Annotated in this window: 15 protein-coding genes; 6 read left to right on the plus strand and 9 right to left on the minus strand. The window is 68.0% G+C overall.

Features of this window, described 5'->3' with window-relative positions; genetic code table 11:
- Positions 1 to 4 precede the first annotated feature (4 nt).
- Positions 5 to 577 (minus strand): TRAP transporter small permease, encoded by a 573-nt coding sequence (locus tag N1F91_RS01575; protein WP_289989625.1) that lies wholly within the window; start codon positions 575 to 577, stop codon positions 5 to 7.
- Positions 578 to 655: 78 nt separating this feature from the next.
- Positions 656 to 1,654 carry a TRAP transporter substrate-binding protein gene (locus N1F91_RS01580; protein WP_289989628.1) on the minus strand — a complete coding sequence of 333 codons (999 nt, stop codon included), beginning with the start codon at positions 1,652 to 1,654 and terminating at the stop codon, positions 656 to 658.
- Between the two features lie 194 nt (positions 1,655 to 1,848).
- Here N1F91_RS01580 and N1F91_RS01585 point away from each other — a divergent pair, with 194 nt between their 5' ends.
- The 3 genes from N1F91_RS01585 to N1F91_RS01595 all read left to right on the plus strand — a co-directional run bounded on the left by N1F91_RS01585 (position 1,849) and on the right by N1F91_RS01595 (position 4,855).
- Positions 1,849 to 2,757: a hypothetical protein gene (locus N1F91_RS01585; protein ID WP_289989630.1), complete on the plus strand. Its 909-nt coding sequence runs from the start codon at positions 1,849 to 1,851 to the stop codon at positions 2,755 to 2,757.
- An 84-nt stretch (positions 2,758 to 2,841) separates the two neighbouring features.
- Positions 2,842 to 3,669 carry an IclR family transcriptional regulator gene (locus tag N1F91_RS01590; protein ID WP_289989631.1) on the plus strand — a complete coding sequence of 276 codons (828 nt, stop codon included), beginning with the start codon at positions 2,842 to 2,844 and terminating at the stop codon, positions 3,667 to 3,669.
- 184 nt (positions 3,670 to 3,853) lie between these two features.
- Complete coding sequence (locus N1F91_RS01595; protein WP_289989634.1) at positions 3,854 to 4,855, plus strand: Ig-like domain repeat protein; 1,002 nt, start codon at positions 3,854 to 3,856, stop codon at positions 4,853 to 4,855.
- Positions 4,856 to 4,963: 108 nt separating this feature from the next.
- Here N1F91_RS01595 and N1F91_RS01600 read toward each other — a convergent pair whose 3' ends face one another.
- The 6 genes from N1F91_RS01600 to N1F91_RS01625 form a co-directional block, all read right to left on the minus strand.
- Positions 4,964 to 5,944 carry a sialic acid TRAP transporter substrate-binding protein SiaP gene (locus tag N1F91_RS01600; RefSeq protein ID WP_289989636.1) on the minus strand — a complete coding sequence of 327 codons (981 nt, stop codon included), beginning with the start codon at positions 5,942 to 5,944 and terminating at the stop codon, positions 4,964 to 4,966.
- Entirely contained in the window at positions 5,941 to 6,867 is a 927-nt protein-coding gene (locus N1F91_RS01605) for an SMP-30/gluconolactonase/LRE family protein (protein ID WP_289989638.1), read from the minus strand. Before N1F91_RS01605 ends, N1F91_RS01600 begins: the two co-directional genes overlap by 4 nt.
- Positions 6,868 to 6,870: 3 nt before the next feature.
- The gene (locus tag N1F91_RS01610; protein ID WP_289989639.1) at positions 6,871 to 8,172 is read right to left on the minus strand and encodes a TRAP transporter large permease; all 1,302 of its coding nucleotides are present in this window, start codon (positions 8,170 to 8,172) and stop codon (positions 6,871 to 6,873) included.
- The gene (locus tag N1F91_RS01615; RefSeq protein ID WP_289989642.1) at positions 8,159 to 8,680 is read right to left on the minus strand and encodes a TRAP transporter small permease subunit; all 522 of its coding nucleotides are present in this window, start codon (positions 8,678 to 8,680) and stop codon (positions 8,159 to 8,161) included. The genes N1F91_RS01610 and N1F91_RS01615 overlap by 14 nt, the downstream gene beginning before the upstream one ends.
- Before the next feature lie 62 nt (positions 8,681 to 8,742).
- Positions 8,743 to 9,729: a TRAP transporter substrate-binding protein DctP gene (dctP, locus tag N1F91_RS01620; protein ID WP_289989645.1), complete on the minus strand. Its 987-nt coding sequence runs from the start codon at positions 9,727 to 9,729 to the stop codon at positions 8,743 to 8,745.
- 92 nt (positions 9,730 to 9,821) lie between these two features.
- Positions 9,822 to 10,703: a shikimate dehydrogenase gene (locus N1F91_RS01625; RefSeq protein WP_289989761.1), complete on the minus strand. Its 882-nt coding sequence runs from the start codon at positions 10,701 to 10,703 to the stop codon at positions 9,822 to 9,824.
- 186 nt (positions 10,704 to 10,889) lie between these two features.
- On the opposite strand from N1F91_RS01625, the gene N1F91_RS01630 reads away from it, so the two are divergent.
- Genes N1F91_RS01630 through N1F91_RS01640 form a run of 3 tightly spaced genes read left to right on the plus strand, consistent with a single transcriptional unit; the run spans position 10,890 to position 12,988 of the window.
- On the plus strand, positions 10,890 to 11,549 hold the full coding sequence (locus N1F91_RS01630) for a TetR/AcrR family transcriptional regulator (protein ID WP_289989646.1): 660 nt from the start codon (positions 10,890 to 10,892) through the stop codon (positions 11,547 to 11,549).
- Between the two features lie 31 nt (positions 11,550 to 11,580).
- A complete protein-coding gene (locus N1F91_RS01635; protein WP_289989647.1) occupies positions 11,581 to 12,513 on the plus strand; it encodes an alpha/beta hydrolase in 933 nt (310 codons plus the stop codon).
- A gap of 4 nt (positions 12,514 to 12,517) precedes the next feature.
- Positions 12,518 to 12,988 carry a DUF3237 domain-containing protein gene (locus tag N1F91_RS01640; protein WP_289989648.1) on the plus strand — a complete coding sequence of 157 codons (471 nt, stop codon included), beginning with the start codon at positions 12,518 to 12,520 and terminating at the stop codon, positions 12,986 to 12,988.
- Between the two features lie 103 nt (positions 12,989 to 13,091).
- Here the strand turns inward: N1F91_RS01640 and N1F91_RS01645 are convergent, their stop codons facing one another.
- Complete coding sequence (locus tag N1F91_RS01645) at positions 13,092 to 18,059, minus strand: DUF4011 domain-containing protein (RefSeq protein WP_289989649.1); 4,968 nt, start codon at positions 18,057 to 18,059, stop codon at positions 13,092 to 13,094.
- Between the last annotated feature and the right edge of the window lie 252 nt (positions 18,060 to 18,311).

An 18,311-nucleotide genomic window follows, 5' to 3' on the forward strand; every position in this document is an offset into this window, starting at 1 on the left:
GGCGCTATTCTCCCTGCGGATGGAGCGTCGAGGGCGCAGCGCGACCGGCCCGGACGTCGAGCGCGTCGCCGACGATCGAGGCCAGCACGTGCAGGGAAAGCAGCGCCGAGCCGACGCAGACGGAGACGTAGACCCAGAAGACCGAGACGCCCAGTCCCTCGCCGGTGACCGACATCCAGATGAAGTCGACGGCCGGGATCACCTGGTTCTGGAACCGCGAGGCATAGTCGTAGCCGTTGACGGCCATCAGCCAGAGGAAGGCGATCACCGGGATGCTGACCAGGATCTTCAGAGCGAGGCGCAGCTTCGGCGTGAGCAGTTCGGGCAGGACGTCGACGGCGACGAGCTCGCCGCGCTGGTAGGCAAGTCCGACGAAGAGGAAGGTCTGCCAGACCAGCAGCACGCGGCAGAGTTCCTCGGCCCAGATCAGCGAGGCGTTGAAGAGGTAGCGGGCGACGACCTGCGCCGTCATGATGACGACGATCGTCAGCATGGACGTCCCCGCGAGGACGCGCATGGAGCGCATGTACCAGCCGACGGGGCCGGTTCGCGCGGCGGCGTGATGCTCGATCGTCATGCCTGTTCCTGGGCGCGCGGGATGGAGCGGCCGGCGCGGAGGCGCCGGCCATCGGGGCGGGTGCGGTTTGGGGTCCGCCTAGGCCGAGGCGCGCGCCGCCGCCACGAACTCGCCGATCAGCGGCGACTTGGCGCTCCACTGCTCGACGATCGGCGTGACCTTGTCCTGCATCTCGGCGAGACTCGCCAGCTCGTGGATCTCGACACCCTTGGCGCGCAGCTCGTCACGGCCGGTGAGGTCCTGGTTCCTGGTGTAGGCGAGGGTGGGCGCGATCGAATCGCGGCCCGCCTGGCGCATCGCCTGCTGGATCTCGGTCGGCAGGCCGTCGAAGAAGGCCTTGTTCACCGCAATCACGTTGTGCCACGGGTAGTGCCCGGTGAGGGTGAAGTTCTTGCCGACCTCCCAGAGATTCTCGCCGAGCATCGAGGAGACGTTGATCTCCACCGCATCGATGACCTTGGTCTCCAGCGCGCCGTAGACCTCGCCGTAGGGCAGGCCGACCGGCGCCGTGCCGACCGTCTCCCAGATCGCCTTGTGCAGCGGCACGGGCACGATGCGGGTCTTCAGGCCCGCGAAGTCGGCCACCGATGTCACCGGCTTGCCGGCGGAGAGGAAGTGCCTCTGGCCGATGTCGGTTGTCTGCAGGCCGATCAGTCCGCCGGGGGCGAGGTCGTCGAGGATCTGCTGGCCGATGTCGCTCGTGGCGAGTTTCTCGAAGTGGTCGTAATCCTTGATCAGGAAGGGAAGCTGGTAGGCGTCGAGCGCCGCGCGCCCCGTCACCAGCGGAAAGAGCACGCCCGACGAACCGCACAGTTCGTTGGTGCCAGCGACCGCCGATTCGAGGTTCTGCTTGTCGTCGCCGAGCTGCCGGTTCGGGAAGATGGTGATGTTGGTCGCGCCGGGCACGAGCGCCTCGAGCGCCTTCTTGAACTCCACGGCCGCGATGTGGCCGGGGTGGATCTCGTTTGCCGCATGGGCCAGCCGCATGTTGACCGGCGCGGCACGCGCAATGCTGGGCATTGCCAGCGATGCGCCGATGCCGGCGGCATAGCCGAAGACTTCCCGTCGAGTAACCATAGGCATATCCTCTCCTCCCACGATCGTTTCGTTCTACAGAACGTCGTTCCGATAATGATCCGACGAGTTCCAGTCCCTGTCAAGAACGGGCATCGGGAAAATGTCGTCTTGACATACAGGATGCGGATATCCGTAAATGCAGAACGATGTTCCGTTATACGGAACGAGTGCGGCTGGAAGGGAGGAAGACCACCATGTACGACACGAGCGATCCCAGATCCCGCCTTGCGGCGGCAGCGCCGACGGTGACGACGGCCGGTGCCTTCACGCCCGCCGAGATCGGCCGCTATTACGAGGACGCGCCGCAGCAGGTGACGGACCGGTCGAAGACGTGGATGACACGCGGCCAGGCGATAGTGGTGGCCTACACGGAGGCCGAGCCGGGCGTGGTGCTGGAGCGGACCGGCCAAATCGACGAATACGTGCTGCTGCTGCCGGACCGCGACAAGGGCGCCGAGATCGAGGCGAACGGCGAGCGCATGACGGTGGCGGGCTTTTCGCTGGTCATCCTGCCGCCGGGCGACAGCCGGATCGTCCTGCCGGAGGGCGGGCGCATCACGCGGGTGTTTTCGGCGCAGTCCGAAGACCTCAACGCCGCCTGTGCCAATGCCGGATCGTTCTCGGCGGAGCATCCGCGAATTCCGCCGTTCACGCCCTGGCCGGACCCCGTGGGCGGGTTCAAGATTCGCGCCTACGGCCTCGACGTGCCGCCGCAGAAGGGCCGCTTCGGCCGCATCTTCCGCTGCACGACGGTCATGGTGAACTATCTCGACCCGCAGCACGGGCCGCGTGACATCGAGAAGCTGTCGCCGCACCATCACGACGATTTCGAGCAGGGATCGCTCGCGCTCGACGGCTCCTTCACCCATCATCTGCGCTGGCCCTGGACGACAAATCTCAATGTCTGGCGCGAGGACGAGCATCCCCATCTTGGCGCGCCGTCGCTGATCGTCATCCCGCCGCCGGCCATCCACACCTCGCGCGGCATGGAGGCCGGGCTGAACCAGCTGGTCGACCTCTTCGCTCCGCCGCGCTTCGACTTCTCGCGGCAGCCGGGCTGGGTGCTCAACTCTGACGACTATCCGATGCCGGCCGATGGCTGACTGTCGGTCCGCTCGCCGGAAAGGACTGAAATGAGGCGAACCGGCCCCTATATTGGTCCGGATACGGGACGAGCGGGGTCGGGCATGGCGAGCGGGCAGGACGGGATCGAGGCGAGGAGCGAGACGGCCGCCCCTTCGGCACGCCGCGGCGAAGGCGGCGTCCAGGCGGTCGTCTTCGCGCTCGAGATCCTCGAATACGTCGCCCAGTGCCAGACGTCGGTGGGGGTGAGCGAACTCGCCCGCGCCTTCGGCACGCCGAAGAGCCGGATTCACCGGCACCTGCAGACGCTGGTCTCGGCCGGCTACCTGCTGCGCAACGACGAGAGCGAACGCTATTCGATCAGCGCCCGCCTGATGGTGCTGGGGCACGCGGTTTCCGAAAGCTTCGAGCTCGCCTCGGCGGCACGGCAGAGTGCCCGCGAGCTGCGCGACCGCCTCGGCCACGCCGTGGCGATCAGCCAGCCCGAGCGCGACGGCAACCGCATTCTCCTGATCATGCCCAACCGCTCCAACATCGACATCAGCGTCAAGCCGGGCTCGATCCTGGGCTTCGCCTCGAGCGCGCAGGGCAAGCTGACGCTCGCCTTCGGCGACCAGAGCCTGCTGCCGAAGCTGATCGACGACGGCATCGCGATGCTGACTGCCTACACCATTTCCGACCCCGAACGCCTGCGCGCCGAGATTGCCGCCGTCCGCCGACGCGGCTGGGCGACGGCCTGCAACGAGGCGGTGATCGGGCTGAGCGCTCTGGCCGCGCCGATCTTCGACGCCCTTGGCGCCTATGTCGGGGCCGTGGCGATCACCGATTCCGTGCAGTTCATCCCGGAATCGCCGACGCCCGATCAGGTGCGCGAGGTGCTGGCCGCGGCCGACCAGATATCCCGCAACCTGGGCTACAGACCAAAGCCCTAGAGCACCGCGCGGCGGCCCGGCCAGCCGGCAGGCTAACGCGGCGCATGCGGCGCGCAGGGCCGGGGAGAAGAAAACCGATCGCATACCCACATCTGGGGATGCATGACGTCCCGTCCAGGTTGTAGTCTTTCTGCGGGACTGCCCCTGTGCGCCGTCCTCAGGCTGCAACCGCGGGGACACGGGAATGGCGATATCTGCGATGCATCGGCTGGCGTCCGCGATGCGCGTCCTGCCCCTGCTCGTCCTGACGCTCGCCGTGATCGCGTGTGCGGCGGCGAGCGGGGCCGCCGTCAAGGCGGCGGTGACGGTGTCTCTCGCTGTGCCGGGTTCGACGCTGACGGCCGGCAGCACGCAATCCTTCAACGTCACGGTCCAGTCCGACGACGGCCTGACCGTCCCGACCGGCACCGTGAACCTCAGGATCCGCACCGCGAATGAAACCGTCCACGAACAGACGTACCACCTGGCACGTGCGACCGGCGCCGGTTCGACCGCCACGGCGCGGATTGTTCTTCCCTCGACCGCGGGATCGTTCGGCGTCGATGCAGTCTACAATGGCGACGAGGCGCACCGGACCGGCTTCGCACATGGATCGGGCACGCTCCTGTACGCCAGCTCCCTTTCGGTGACGTCGAGCCGGACCCCGAGCCGCGCGGGCGAAGACGTCGAGCTGACCTTTACGGTAACCTCGCAGAACCCGTCCGCCACCCCGACCGGACATGTGCGTGTGCGGTCGACGACCGTCGATCGCCTCCTCCCGCTGTCGAACGGGACAGCGAAGCTGCCCCTCGAGGGACTGACCCGGGGACGCCACGATTTCAACGCCGATTACTGGCCGGACACGCTGCATCTCCGGTCCGGTACCATTTTCCGTCAGGAGGTGGAGAAGGCGGCCTTGTCAGCCACGCAGGCGACCGATGCGGCGGCACACGGCCAGCCCGACACGCGGCGGGGCAGGTCTCTCTTCCTCGGCGGACCCATTGCCGAGGGCCGGTCGAGCGACGACGTCAGCCCTTTCGGCGCCCATGCCGACGGTCGCACGACCACCCGGCTGATCGCAGCCACGTCTCTCGTCGGCTCCTGGTCGTCGCCCGCCTCGACCTTCATGCCGCGGCGGGAGATCGCCGCCGCGCCGGCTCGGGCGAGTGTTCTTTTCGGGAGCCTCAGTGCCAGCATGGGGCCCTGACCCGCTTGTCTTGGCAGGTCCATTCCCGCGAACGATCACGCACGCCCGGCATGTGGATCCGCCGGATCGGCGGGATGCTACCTCATCCCGCCTGTCGGTGATGGATGGTCAGAGCGCGTTGATCTTGTCGAGCGCGCCCTCCGGCCACGAGGCCGACAGCGGCGATTCCTGGTACTTCTTCTGTGCGAAGTCCTGGAACGCCTTGACGTCCGGCGTGTAGACCTTGAGCCCTTCGCCCTCGAAGAAGGCGACGAGCTCGGCCTCCTGCTTCAGGTACTCCGCATTGCTCGAATCGAACGCCTTCGTCGCCGCCATGCGCATCCGATCCTGCTGTTCCGGCGTCAGGCTGTCGAAGACCTTGGAACTGACGATCAGGATGCCGAAGCCGACATTGTGGCCGGTCAGGACGATCTGGTCGGTGACCTCGTGGAACTTCATCGCCTTGTTGTTCGGCAGCGGATTGTCCTGCGCGTCGACGACGCCGGTCTGGAGCGAGGTGTAGAGCTCGCTGTAGGCGATCGGCACGGGATTGGCGCCGAGGGCCGCGCCGAGGAACTGCCAGCTCTCGCCGCCCGGCATGCGTAGCTTGATGCCGGCCATGTCTGCAGGCGTGTCGATCCGCTTGTCGCCGCGCAGGTTGACGTGGCGCGTGCCGTAGTAGGCGGGAGCCAGGAGCTCGACGCCGAGCTTCTCGCGCGCGATCTGGCGGAACTGGTCGCCGACCTCGCTCTCGAAGACCGCCTTCAGGTGCGCCGCGTCGCGGATCACGTAGGCGGCACCGAGGATGTCGAACTCCGGCGCCTGCTTGGCGAAGTCCGACGGCGGCAGCAGCGCCAGCTGCGCGTTGCCGCGCTGCACGGCGGTCAGCTCGGTGCCCTGCTTGAACAGGGTGCCGTTGAAATAGGGCTTGAAGTCGAACTCCTCGCCGATCTCCTTCGCGAAGATTTCCGTCATGGCGACCGAACGCGGCACGTCGGGCGAGTTCACGTCCGGGAAGATCAGCTCGATCTTCGATTGCGCCGAGGCGGCGGCGATTCCGGCGAGCAGCAGCGCGCCCGTGGCGATGGACCTGATGGCGTGGAACGTCATGTCTTTCCTCCCGATTGTCGTGTCGTTGCGATGTCGTTGGTCGGGCCGAACCGGTGTTCCGGCAGCCCCTGTCCCGCGCCATGGATGGCAAACAGCGCGCCGGCCATCGGCTCGGCCGCGCGTTGCGATGGCGTGAGGAACTTCGTCGCGCTCGTGACGTAGAGCGTTGTCAGGTCATCCCCGCCGAAGCACAGGCAGGTCGGGTTGGTGACGGGCAGCGGGATCGTCCGGTCGACGCGCCCGTCCGGGCGGTGCCGCACGATCCGGCCGCCGGCGAAGAAGGCCATCCAGACGCAGCCATCGACGTCGACGCAGGCGCCGTCCGGGCGCTCTCCCGTCGCGGTGTGATCGGCGAAGACGCGCCTACCGGTGATGGTGCCGTCGTCGAGGTCGAGGTCGAAGGCAAAGCTCAGGTGCCGGCGGGTGTCGGTGAAGTAGAGGGTGCGGCCTTCGGGCGAAAAGGCGATGCCGTTCGAGACGATGACGTCCTCGGCCATGCGCGTGGCGGTCCCGTCCGGATCGATCCGGTAGAGGCTGCCGTTCGGCCGGTGCAGCTGGTTGTCCATCGTGCCGACCCAGAAGCGCCCGCGCGCATCGACGCGGCCGTCGTTCAGCCGGTTGTCGAGGCCGGGTTCGACCGAGGCGATGTCGGCACGCGCACCGGTCTCGAGGTCGAGCGCGTAGAGCGCGAGGTCCTCGGCCAGCAGCCGCCGCCCGTCGGCCGTCAGCGCCTGCGTGCCGGCGAAGGTCCCGGGCAGCGGGGTGAAACCGTCCGCGCCGGTGGCGGGATCGAACCAGCGCAGCTTCGGCTGCTCGATGTCGAGCCACCAGAGCCTGCGCGTGCGGTCGCACCAGAGCGGCGTTTCGCCGAGCTGGTCCTGCCCGGCGACCGCGACGTCGATGCTGATCGCCTGACCCGTCATCGCCTAGCCCTGATACCCGAGGAGCCGCGGCAGGAAGAGTACGAGGTCGGGCACGAAGGTGATGACGGCGAGCGCGGCGAGCAGGGCGTAGAGGAACGGCATCAGGTCGCGGATGATCGAAGACAGCGGCGCCTTGGTGATATTCTGGACCACGAAGAGCAGCAGCCCGTAGGGCGGCGTGACGAGGCCGATCATCGAGTTGACCACGACCACGACGCCGAAATGCACCGGGTCGATGCCGAGCGCCTGCACCGTCGGAATGAAGATCGGCACGATGATCAGAAGGATCGCTCCGCCCTCCAGCACGCAGCCGAGCACGAGCAGCAAAAGGTTGATGACGATCAGGAAGCCGACCTGCGACAGCTCGAACTGCTGCAGCCAGCCGGCCAGCATGTCGGGCACGTTCTCGCGGGTGATGACGTAGTTGAAGGCGAGCGAGCCGGCGATCAGGATGCCGATATTGGCGGTCGACCGGCCGCTGGACAAGAGAGCGCCGTAGAACTGGCAGAAATTGACCGAGCGGTAAAAGATCACCGAGACGAGCAGCGCGTAGGCAGCGGCCGCCGCGGCCGCTTCGGTGGGAGTCATGATGCCGCCATAGATGCCGCCGAGCAGGATGACGGGCAGCATCAGCGCGGGGAACGCGCGGAAGGTGATGCGCGGGATGGCGCGCATCGGCACGGCCTCGTCGACCGGGAAGGCGCGCCGGCGCGCCAGCCAGGCATTCATGACGATGAGGACGAGACCCATCAGCAGGCCGGGCAGCATTCCGGCCGCGAAGAGGTAACCGATCGAGGTGTCGGAAACGAGCGCGTAGAGCACCATCGGGATCGAGGGCGGGATGATCGGCCCGATCGTCGCGGAGGCCGCCGTGATCGCCGCCGCATAGCTCGGCGTGTACTTGCCGTCCTTGGTCATCATGTTGATGATGATGCGGCCCATGCCGACCGCGTCGGCAAGTGCGGAGCCCGACATGCCCGAGAAGATCAGGCTGGAGACGACGTTGACGTGGCCGAGCCCGCCGCGGAAGCGGCCGACCAGCGCCTGCGAGAAGCGCAGCAGCCTGTCGGCGAGGCTGCCGACGTTCATGATGTCGGCGGCGAGGATGAACAGCGGGATGGCCAGCAGCGTGTAGCTGTTGAACAGGCCCTGCAGCATGGTCTCGGCCGCGATCGACGTGTCGAATCCGGCCAGCGCCAGATAGAGGATCGTGCCGCAGATCATCGCTTCGCCGATCGGCAGGGCAAAGACGGCCAGGACGAGGATCAGCGCGAGCGACGCGCCCATCGGGTCAAGCATGCTCATCGGACACCGGTGCCTCGAGGGGATCGTGGTGGCTCGGCCGTCCCTTCAGCGCCCGCCACACCGACAGGAGCGAGCGCACGACCACGGCGATGGCGAAGGGGATGTAGATGGAGAAGACGATGTCGAAGCGGATGCGCATGAAGGACGTCCGCTCGATCGCCATGAAGGTGACGAAGTCCCAGGCCTTCGGGATCGACCAGGCGAAGATGCCGGCGCAGACGAGCCCGGCCGCGACATCCATGACGCGGCGCGCGCCGGGCGGGACGAGCTGGTAGACGATGTCCAGCCGGATCGCGTCGTCGGCCTTCACCACGAAGGTGTAGCCGAAGAAGATGCCCCACAGCCAGGCGATGGTGACGTACTCGACCGTCCAGCCGAGCGGCAGGTTCAGGAAGTAGCGGAAGACGATCTGCACGATGAAGGCCGCGAACATGGTGCCGAGCAGCAGCGCGAGGATGTTCTCCGCGCGCCGTTCGAGCCACCGTCCCATGCCCTTGAGCTTGTCCATCTCGTGTCCCCGCTGAACGCCGCGCCGGCGGTCCCCCGCCGGCGCGGTTCAGGTCCGCCGCGTCAGAGTGCGTTGATCTTGTCCAGCAGCCCTTCCGGCCAGTCGGCCGAGAACTTGGAGGCCTTGTACTTCTCCAGCACGTGGTTGCGGAACGCCTCCTTGTTGGGCTCGTAGACCTCGAGGCCTTCGCCCTTGAAGAACGCGACGAGTTCGGCCTCCTGGCGGATCGTCTCCTTGTCGAGCGCGGCTTCGAAGTTCAGGGCGCATTCCTGCACCTTGGCCTGCTGCTCGGGCGTCATGCTCTCCCACTTCGACATCGAGATCGTGAACTGGTTGTTGGCGATCAGGTGCCCGGTCAGCACGATCTGGTCGGTGACCTCGTAGAACTTCATCGACTTGTTGGCGGGCAGGGGATTGTCCTGGGCGTCGATGGCGCCCGTCTGCAGGCCCGTATAGACCTCGGTGAAGGCCATCGGGGTGGGATTGGCGCCGAGCGCCTCGCCGACGAACTGCCAGCCCTCGCCGCCCGGCATGCGCAGCTTCACGCCGGCCAGGTCGGCCGGCTCCATGATCTTCTTGTCGCCGCGGAGGTTCAGGTGGCGCGTGCCGATGTAGGGGTTCGCCAGCACCTTGACCTTGGCCTGCTCCTCGATCTGCTTCCAGAGATCGGCGAGCGGCGCGGGGCTCATCACCTTGCGCATGTGGTCGTAGTCGCGGAACAGGTAGGCTGTTCCGAGGATGCTGGTCTGCGGCACCTGGTTGTAGAAGTCGAAGATGGCGAGGTTCGCCATGTCGAGATTGCCGCGCTGCATGGCGGTGAGCTCGGTGCCCTGCTTGAACAGGGTCGCGCCGAAATAGGGCTTGAAGTCGAACTGGTCGCCGAGGCAGCCGCCGAACTCCTCGCGCAGCAGCTTCGAGCGGACATCCGCCTCCTGGACGGTGTCCGAATAGATGATCTGCACCTTGTCCTGCGCGAACGCCGCCGTGGCGAAGAGCGCGATGGCGAGCGCGGCTGCGCCGCCCATGAGCCTTGTCGTCAGCGAATGCATGAAAGTACCTCCCTTTCGCGTTTTCCGGGCGGCACGTGCCGCACGGGTGTCTGTCCTCCCGGCGTCGAACGCCGGCTCCCTGGCGCGACGGCCTAGCCGCCTGCCGCGTCGCCGAAGGCGACGAAGGCCGCCCTCATCCGATCCGTGTCCGGCCTGACGCCGGAAAAGAGTTCGAAGGCCCGCACGGCCTGGAACAGCGCCATCCCGTCGCCCGGAAGCGTGCGGCAGCCTTTCAGCCGCGCCAGGCGCAGCAGTTCCGTCTCGAGCGGAAAGTAGATGATGTCGGCCACCCAGGTGCCGGCACCGATCAGATCGGGATCGATCGGTGTGCCGGGCATCTTGGCCATGCCGACGGGCGTGGCGTTGACGATGCCGTCGACGCGCGGTGCCACGGCGGTCCCGTCGGCAGCGTCGCAGCGCCCTTCGCCGAAGAAGCCGCAAAGCCGATCGGCGAGCACCTGCGCCCGCTCGGCTTCGGGATCGGCGATCGACAGCCGCTCGACGCCGCTCTCCAGCAGCGCATGCGCGACGGCTGCGCCAGCTCCGCCCGCACCCAGCAGCAGGACGTGCCCGCGCGCCGCCCCCGGGAGCCCGCGCCGGAAGCTCTCGGCGAAGCCCCACATGTCGGTGTTGTGGCCGAAGCGGCGGCCGTCGCGGAAGACGACCGTGTTGACCGAGCCGATCGAACGCGCCGCCGGCGACAGTTCGTCGAGCAGCGGCAGGACGACCTGCTTGTAGGGAAAGGTCACGTTCAGTCCGGAGAAGCCGAAGTTCTCGGCGAACCGCAGGATGTCGGCGACGTCGGGCGCATCGGCGCCCATGCGATCGGTGTCGAGGAGCCGGTAGACGTAGGGAACGCCGATGGCGCGGCCCTCGGCCTCGTGCATGGCGGGCGTGCGGGACAGCTGGATGCCCTTGCCGAGCAGTCCGACGAGCACGGTGCCGCCCGATGACGGAGCCGTGGCCGCACCGATGTCGGCAGCGCTTTCGACGCCTTGACGCACGCAGACCCTCCCTGCCCGAAGCGGTCCGGACGACCTCCATCGTCCGCTGCCCGGTGATTGTGGAACGACAATGTACGGGACGGTTAATTATGTCAAGGGCTTTGTACGAGCCGGTTAATTCGTGTATGCGTCTGCTTCGACGGGAGGAGACCGGGAATGGGCGAAGGCATCGGTTCGGTGGAGAAAGCCAGCCGCGGCGGCTGGAAGCAGGATCCCGAGGGCGTGCGCAGCAACATCGTCGCGGTGGCGATGGCCGAGTTCGCGCAGAACGGCCTTTCGGGGGCGCGCATCGACGAGATCGCGGCCAAGACGCTGACCTCCAAGCGGATGATCTATTACTATTTCGGCGACAAGGAGGGGCTCTACCGCACCGTCCTGGAGGAAGCCTATCGCAAGGTCAGAAGCGGCGAGCAGGAGCTCGACCTCGAGCATCTCGCTCCCGACGCCGCGCTGGCGAGGCTGGTCGAGTTCACCTTCGATCATCACAGCTCCAACCCCGACTTCATCCGCATCGTCATGATCGAGAACATCCATCACGGCGCCTATCTCGAGCAGTCGGACCTGATCGCGACCCTGAACGAGGGAGCGATCCGCAAGCTGGAGCAGATCTGTGCCCGCGGCCGTGCCGCCGGCCTGTTCCGCCCGGAGATCGAGCCGCTGGAGCTGCACTGGATGATCAGCGCGCTCTCTTTCTTCAACGTCTCCAACCGGCCGACCTTCTCGCGCATCTTCGGCCCGGCGCTGTTCGGCGCCGAGGGCCAGAAGACGCTGCGCGGACACGCCGTCGAGATGGTCATGCGCTTCGTCAAGGCGTGATCGATACGTCAAAGCACTGAGAGGAAAACCGATGCTCGATCCGGAACTGAAGCCGTTTCTCGACGAATGGCAGCGGCAATGGGCGAAACTGCCGCCGAACGCGACGCCGCAGGACCGCCGCGCGCATTTCGAGGTGGTGGCCTCCGAAATGCGGCTGCCGACGCCGGACGGCGTTTCGACCGACCGCGTGGAATGGATCGACACGCCGGCCGGGCCGGTGCGCGTGCGCATCTTCCGGCATGCGGGCGACGAGGCGCAGCCCTGCCTGATCTACATGCATGGCGGTGCCTGGATGCAGGGCAGCCCGGAGACGCACTGGGACATCACCGCCCGCATCGCCGCCTTCAACCGCCAGACCGTGATCAGCGTCGACTATGCGCTGGCACCGGAGCATCCCTTTCCGGCCGCAGTCGTGCAGTGCGGCGCGGTGGTGGAATGGGCCTTCGCCAGGGCCGCCGACCTCGGCATCGACGCCGCGCGCATCGCCATCGGCGGCGACAGTGCCGGCGGCAACCTGGCCGCGGCGACGGCGCTCAAGTTCCGCGGTTCGGACTGCCCGCTGCATGCGCAGCTGCTGATCTATCCGGCCGTCGAGTTCGAGCAGGCGCGGCCGTCCTTCACGGAGAACGCCGACGGCCCGCTGCTGACGACCGCCGGCATGCCCGCCGTCAACGCCATGTACATGCCCAACGAGGCGGACCGGGTCGACCCGCTCGCCGCGCCGCTGAAGGCGAAGGACCATTCGGGCCTGCCGCCGGCCTTCGTGGCGGTGGCCGAGCACGACCCGCTGCGCGACGACGGCATCGCCTATGCGCAGGCGCTGGAGGCGGCCGGCGTGGCCGTGGTCCTGCATCGCGGCACGGGGCTGGTCCACGGCTACCTGCGGGCGATGGAGTTCTGCGCCGCCAGCCGCGACTCGCTGACGGCCATGTGCGCCTGGCTCGACGAGCGCAACCGGGCCTGACGCAATGACGCCCACGATCCCCGCGCTGGAAAGGGTCTTCACCATCGTGGCGGAGATCGGCAAGCCGCTCTCCGGCGGGCGCTCGGTCGCGGGCGAGCGCCTGCACATCCCGATCCTCGGCGGCACCGTGGCCGGGCCGCGGCTTTCCGGCACGATCCTGCCCGGCGGCTCCGACTGGCCGCTGATCCGGCCGGACGGGACGAGCGAGATCGAGGCAAGCTATACGGTCGTCGCCGACGACGGCACGCCGATCCTGGTCAGGAACGGCGGCCTGCGGGTGTCGGCGCCCGAGGTGCTGGCCCGGATGCGGGCCGGCGAGGCGGTCAGCCCCGACGAGTACTATTTCCGCTCGGCCCCACGCTTCGACGCGCCGGACGGGCCGCATGCCTGGCTGCGCGACCGCCTCTTCGTGGCGAGCCTCGCACCCGATCCGGCGGCCGGCCGAATCGTCATCGACGTCTACGCGGTCGCCTGATGACGCGGCTGTTGCGTGGCGGGCGCGACGCCCCACGGCGATCCCGTTCGGCTCCGGAAGCGCTGCATCGAACCGGCATCGCTGCAGCGCCTTCGGCTGCCGATCAGGGCTCGATCTCGGTGAGGATGTCGAAGACGCGGCTGCCGAATTCCTTGAGCTGGGCGCCGTCGGTGTTCTGACGCAGGTCGAGCCGGACCAGGGTCCGGAACTCATCCATGTCCGTCGGCCGCTTCTTCAGCAGTTCGTCGAGCATGCTCTTGCGCAGCAGGCCGGTCGTCGGGTCGGCGTCGGGGAAGAGCAGCTTCACCTTGCGCTCGCGCAGGTCGATCAGCCGGGCGCGGGCCTGGTCGACGGAGATGCCGCCCGAGGAGGACGTGGCTGCCGTTCGCACGGCGGCCGGCGGCTCCGAAAAGAGCGTGCCCTGCGTAGGCACGGTGTCTCCCATGGCCGGGGCAGCCGTCGCGGCCGGAGCGGGATCCGCCACCGGCGGTTCGCCGGCCGGCGCAGCGAGGCTTCTCGTCGACCGCCCCGCCCGTGCCTCCCGTCTGGCAGCCATCAGTCGCTTCAGGTCCCGGGACACCCTGTCGAGTTCTCCGTTCGGATCCCGGAACCAGTCGGTCGACCAGATGCGGATCATGTTCCAGCCGAGATTTTCCAGGATCTCCTGGCGCAGGCGGTCACGGTCGCGGGCCGATTTCTCGGAGTGATAGGCCGCACCGTCGCACTCGACGGCGGCGATGAACTCGTCGGGGGCGTCCGGGTCCCGCACGCCGATGTCGATGAAGAAGTTCGCCACGCCAACCTGCGGCACGCAGTCGAAGCCGGATTCGCGCAGCCCTTCGAGGACGGCGTCCTCGAAATCGCTGTCGGGATCCCTCCGGGTGATGCGGGGCTCGCTGCCGAGCCGGCCGGTCTCGGCATAGTCTAGGAACTGCTTGAGCGCGCGCGGACTGCGGTCGGCGCCTTCCTTGGGCAGGACGTCCGAGGAGCGCATCGAGCTGAAGATCTCCATCCGCTCCTTGGCGCGGGTGAAGAGGACGTTGAGCCGTCGCCAGCCGGTCTCCTGGTTGATCGGGCCGAACCGCTGCGCCGTTCGCCCGCCGGCTGCGGACGGGCCGTAGGTCATCGAGATCATGATGACGTCGCGCTCGTCGCCCTGCACGTTTTCGAGGTTCTTGACGAAGAAGGGCTCGCCGCCGTCCTCGCTCTCCGCTTCGGCGAGCGCCTTGGCGATCGAGGGATCGGCATCCGCCTGTGCTGCGAGTTCGTCGGCGATGCGCTGCGTCTGCTTGATGTTCATCGCCACGACGCCGAGGCTGCGGCTCCTGTTCTCGACGAGGAAGCGCGCCGCAGCCTCCGCGACGGCGCGCGCTTCGATCGGGTTGACGCCCTTTGTGGCGAGGCCGTCCGGCATGAAGGTCCAGCCGATGCCGAAGCGGTCGGCCTGGCCGGCCGGGGAGGGGAAGACGATCAGCTCGTCCTTGTAGAACTGCCGGTTGGAGAAGGCGATCAGCGCCTCGTGACGGGAGCGGTAGTGCCATTTCAGCATGCGCTGGTCGAAGATGCTGGAAGCGAGTTCGAGGATGCTCTTGCTGTCCTCGGCCAGCGTGACTTCGTCTTCGTCCTCGTCCTCCGCGCGGTCGGCGATCCGGTCGAAGAAGGATGTCGGCGGCAATTGCTTCGTATCCCCGACGATGATGGCCTGGCCGCCGCGCGCCAGCGCGCCGATCGCGTCTTCCGGCCGCATCTGCGAGGCTTCGTCCATGATCACCAGGTCGAACTTCAGCGTGCCCGGCGCGATGTACTGCGCCACCGAAAGCGGTCCCATCATGAAGCAGGGCTTCAACGCCTGGATAGCGCGGCCCGCGCGGTGGACCAGCTGGCGGATGGGAATGTGTCGCCGCTGCTTGGCGAGTTCGTGCCTGACCAGGGCCATCTCGGTGATTTCAGCCAGTTTTCCGGACGATTTCCCCTCCGGCGGACGGCGCTCGACCAGCTTGGCGGCGATCGCGGACCGGCGCAGTTCCATCACCTGCGCGTCGATCGCCCGATACTCCTCGCGAAGCGCGTCGAGCGTCCTGGCGGAGGCCGCATGGAGAGACGGCGCTTTCGTGAAGGCGCGGCGCGCCAGGGCATCGTAGACGAGGAAGTCGAGGCATGTCGGCAAGAGGTCGACGTCGAGCGTGCCGGCGCTCGCCGCACGCGCCAGGTCGCGCTCGGGTCCGGCTTCGCAGGCGCGCCGGAACCGGTCGAAATCGAGCCATTGCGGCAGAAGCTCCGGCCTGGAGGCCGCCAGCCGCGCACGCGCCGCCACGCCCGCAAGCCGCGGCGCCGTTCCGCCGAACCAGAGAGTCGCGTCCAGTCCGGTGTCGGCCATGGCCGCGGTCTCCGCGACGATCAAATCCCTTGCAGCTTCCGCGCAGGCATCGACCTGCGATCGCAGCCGTGTCCACGACGCGTCGTCCGAAGCATCGCGGGCAAGCGCCTGCAGCGATCCGAGGTCCGATGACGCCACCAGGGAATGCCAGAATGAAGCGCTGTCGGCCGCGCCGATCGCCGACCGGTCCATTACGTCGAGCGCAGCCATGCTGGCCTCGCTGCAGGATTGGCCGAGAGCGTGCAGGGCAGCAGGGCTGAGGCGCATGAGGTCGTCGCCGATCGCCCCGGGCAGCTGCGAACGAACCCGGGCGGCCCATTCCGCGACGTCGATCGCGGACTGGAAATCGAAGGACGCGTCACGTGCCCCTTCGCCCAGGCGTTCGTCCGGCTGGCGATCGGCGCTGAGGGCGGCGAGGTCGAGCAGCAGGGTCCGGAGCGCGCCGAACCGCTTCGCCCGTTCGCCCGCCTTCGCCTTGAGATGCGCCGGTCGCGCCAGTTGCTCCCATCGGGCGGCGGCGGCGCGCCAGCGCCGGCCGAAGCGGGCGAAGAAGCCGGCCTGATCGAGGGCTGCGGACCATTCTTCGAGATCGTCTGGACTGATCGTGAAGGCATCGCTCCTGAAGACCTCGCGCAGCTCGGCCTGCTTTCGATCGAGGTCCTGCACACGCGCCCGGTGTGCCCGCACGAATGCGGCGGCCTCGGGTGACAGGAGGAAATCGTTTCTGACGAGGAGACCGCTCACCGGGGCGGACTGGCCGGCGCGGAGGATATCGGCCAGTATCGCCAGGCCGGACGCGCTCCGGGGCAGGGCGTGGCCCGTCAGCGCCTCCATACGCTTCGCGATGTCCTCCGCCAGATGCGCCGCGCCTCGTCGGGTATCGAGGCCGCGCAGCCGGTCCGGTGCCTCGGCCACCGTGGAGGCATCCAGTTCGGGCAGCCCCGTCTGCCGAAGCGCGGCTGCGAACCCGTCGGCCGCATCGGCCCAGCCCGTCATGAGCGCCGCGACGCGTTCGCGATCATGCGGCAGCACCCGGAGAGCCGAAACGCCGGCCCAGGGATGCCCTTGCGCCGGCCCGCTCACCTCGAGGTCCCGGAAGGCGGCGGCCAGATGCAGGAGGCGTCCCTTGGCATCGGCCAGGTCCGCCCAGACGAGGGTCTCGGGATGGTCCACCCGGCTGCCGCTGGCTTCGAGACGCCTGACGTTCGGCCCGAGCCTGCGTCGGGCGCGACCGGCCTGCATCAGGGCGTCGCCGACGGTGAGGTCGCGCAAGGCGCCGACGGGACTGCCGATGATCTCGATGTAGTCCGACAGCTTCCTGCGGCGATCGGACAGGCGCGACAGCGCCGCCTCCAGGTCCCTTGACGATCGGCTCCGTCCCGCGATCTTCACGCGGTCGCCGATGTCGTCCAGCACCTCCGTCTTGCGCGTCTTGTGGCTGTGCAGCTCGAGGCAGAAGTCGCCGAGCCCCAGCTCACGCATTCTCCGCCGGACGACTTCCAGCGCCGCCAGCTTTTCCGCCACGAACAGGACGGTCTTGCCACCGGCCAGCGCGGCCGCGACCAGATTGGTGATGGTCTGCGACTTGCCCGTCCCGGGCGGCCCCTCGATGACCAGGTTGCGCCCGCCGAGCGCGGTCTGAAGCGCCTCGCACTGCGAGCCGTCCGCGCGGTCGACCAGTTCGAGCGCAAGATCCCGCGCCTCCGCCGCGGCGGGCGACATGTCGATGCCTGCAAACGCCGTCGGGGACCGGCCTTCGTCTTCGTCGCCCTCCAGAATGATGCGCACCAGCGGGTGGCCGTCAATCGGCGCGTGCTCGGGCCACTTGGCGGGGTCGAGATCGAGGTAGAGCAGGATCTTGCCGAACTCGAAGAGCCCGAGCGTCACGTAGCGCCGGACGATCCAGTCGGACTTGTGGCGAATGGCGCGCCCGACCTCGGCCAGGAAATCCTCGATCGTCTGGCCGTCCTGCAGCACGGGCAGCCTGATGTTGAACTCCTCCAGCTTCTTCTGCAGCGACAGGTTCGGCTGCAGCTCCTCGCCCGTCCAGCGGACGCGTGTGCGGGTGCGGCCGCCGCGCGTCAGTTCGCGTTCGAGCTCGACCGGGAGCAGCAGGAGCGGCGCCTGGTGCGACCTCGCCGTCGCCTGGTCGCGCCATTCGAGGAAGCCGAATGCCATGTAGAGCATGTTGGCACCGCTCTCCTCGATCGCCGTGCGGCCGGCCGCCCGGATCTTGCGCAGCCGCGCGTCGAGCTCGTCGGGAAAGTGCAGGGTCTGGATCTTCCGGTCCGCGTGCCGCTCGGGCCGCAGGAAGCTGTCGGTCTCGACGGGCAGGTCGTGATCGGTGTTCAGGCCGAGATGGCGTGCCCAGATCGCCGCATCGGGACGTTTCGGCTCCGGCGCCTCGCCGGCGCGGGGCACCTCGTCGCTCCTGGCGTGCCACTCGTCGAGTTCCCGCCGCGAGGGATCGGCGACCGCCTCGAAGGTGAAATGGTCGCCGTCGAGCAGGCTCTCGAAGAGGATCTCCGGAAGCTCGTCGACGACCCGCAGGCACGAGGCGCGCGGATGCCGGAAGCTCAGCATCTTGTTGGTCGTGGACAGGTCGAGCAGTTTCGTGCGCAGCCGGTCCAGCCGCGCGGCCGCAACCGCGCTTCGCCGGGGGGCGAGGCCCTGGTCCAGATCACGAGCATTCATTCCGTCAAGCGTCCCCTGCGTCTGCATTCCTGGCGTGCAACGGTTCTTCGCGTTCTAGCATAGGCCAGCCACGGCGGCGCCATACAAGGTTGCAGATTCGCCAATGCCCCCATGCCGATCAAGCCGCGATCGCTTTCGGTCCACAGGCGGGGGCGGGTGCCCGATCCCGCGTCGATTCATTTTCACGACAGCGGGCTTGTAAGCAGGCGGCCGGGCTTGTTCATTGTGCCCTGGCCGGAAGCCATTCCTTTC

The organism is Aquibium sp. ELW1220 (genome assembly GCF_030398385.1).
Lineage (GTDB): Bacteria > Pseudomonadota > Alphaproteobacteria > Rhizobiales > Rhizobiaceae > Aquibium.

Excerpts from the sequence above, each read along its gene's own strand:
- N1F91_RS01575 (WP_289989625.1), bottom strand. The coding sequence starts at position 577 with ATGACGATCGAGCATCACGCCGCCGCGCGAACCGGCCCCGTCGGCTGG.
- N1F91_RS01580 (WP_289989628.1), bottom strand. The coding sequence starts at position 1,654 with ATGGTTACTCGACGGGAAGTCTTCGGCTATGCCGCCGGCATCGGCGCA.
- N1F91_RS01585 (WP_289989630.1), top strand. The coding sequence starts at position 1,849 with ATGTACGACACGAGCGATCCCAGATCCCGCCTTGCGGCGGCAGCGCCG.
- N1F91_RS01590 (WP_289989631.1), top strand. The coding sequence starts at position 2,842 with ATGGCGAGCGGGCAGGACGGGATCGAGGCGAGGAGCGAGACGGCCGCC.
- N1F91_RS01595 (WP_289989634.1), top strand. The coding sequence starts at position 3,854 with ATGGCGATATCTGCGATGCATCGGCTGGCGTCCGCGATGCGCGTCCTG.
- N1F91_RS01600 (WP_289989636.1), bottom strand. The coding sequence starts at position 5,944 with ATGACGTTCCACGCCATCAGGTCCATCGCCACGGGCGCGCTGCTGCTC.
- N1F91_RS01605 (WP_289989638.1), bottom strand. The coding sequence starts at position 6,867 with ATGACGGGTCAGGCGATCAGCATCGACGTCGCGGTCGCCGGGCAGGAC.
- N1F91_RS01610 (WP_289989639.1), bottom strand. The coding sequence starts at position 8,172 with ATGAGCATGCTTGACCCGATGGGCGCGTCGCTCGCGCTGATCCTCGTC.
- N1F91_RS01615 (WP_289989642.1), bottom strand. The coding sequence starts at position 8,680 with ATGGACAAGCTCAAGGGCATGGGACGGTGGCTCGAACGGCGCGCGGAG.
- dctP (WP_289989645.1), bottom strand. The coding sequence starts at position 9,729 with ATGCATTCGCTGACGACAAGGCTCATGGGCGGCGCAGCCGCGCTCGCC.
- N1F91_RS01630 (WP_289989646.1), top strand. The coding sequence starts at position 10,890 with ATGGGCGAAGGCATCGGTTCGGTGGAGAAAGCCAGCCGCGGCGGCTGG.
- N1F91_RS01635 (WP_289989647.1), top strand. The coding sequence starts at position 11,581 with ATGCTCGATCCGGAACTGAAGCCGTTTCTCGACGAATGGCAGCGGCAA.
- N1F91_RS01640 (WP_289989648.1), top strand. The coding sequence starts at position 12,518 with ATGACGCCCACGATCCCCGCGCTGGAAAGGGTCTTCACCATCGTGGCG.
- N1F91_RS01645 (WP_289989649.1), bottom strand. The coding sequence starts at position 18,059 with ATGAATGCTCGTGATCTGGACCAGGGCCTCGCCCCCCGGCGAAGCGCG.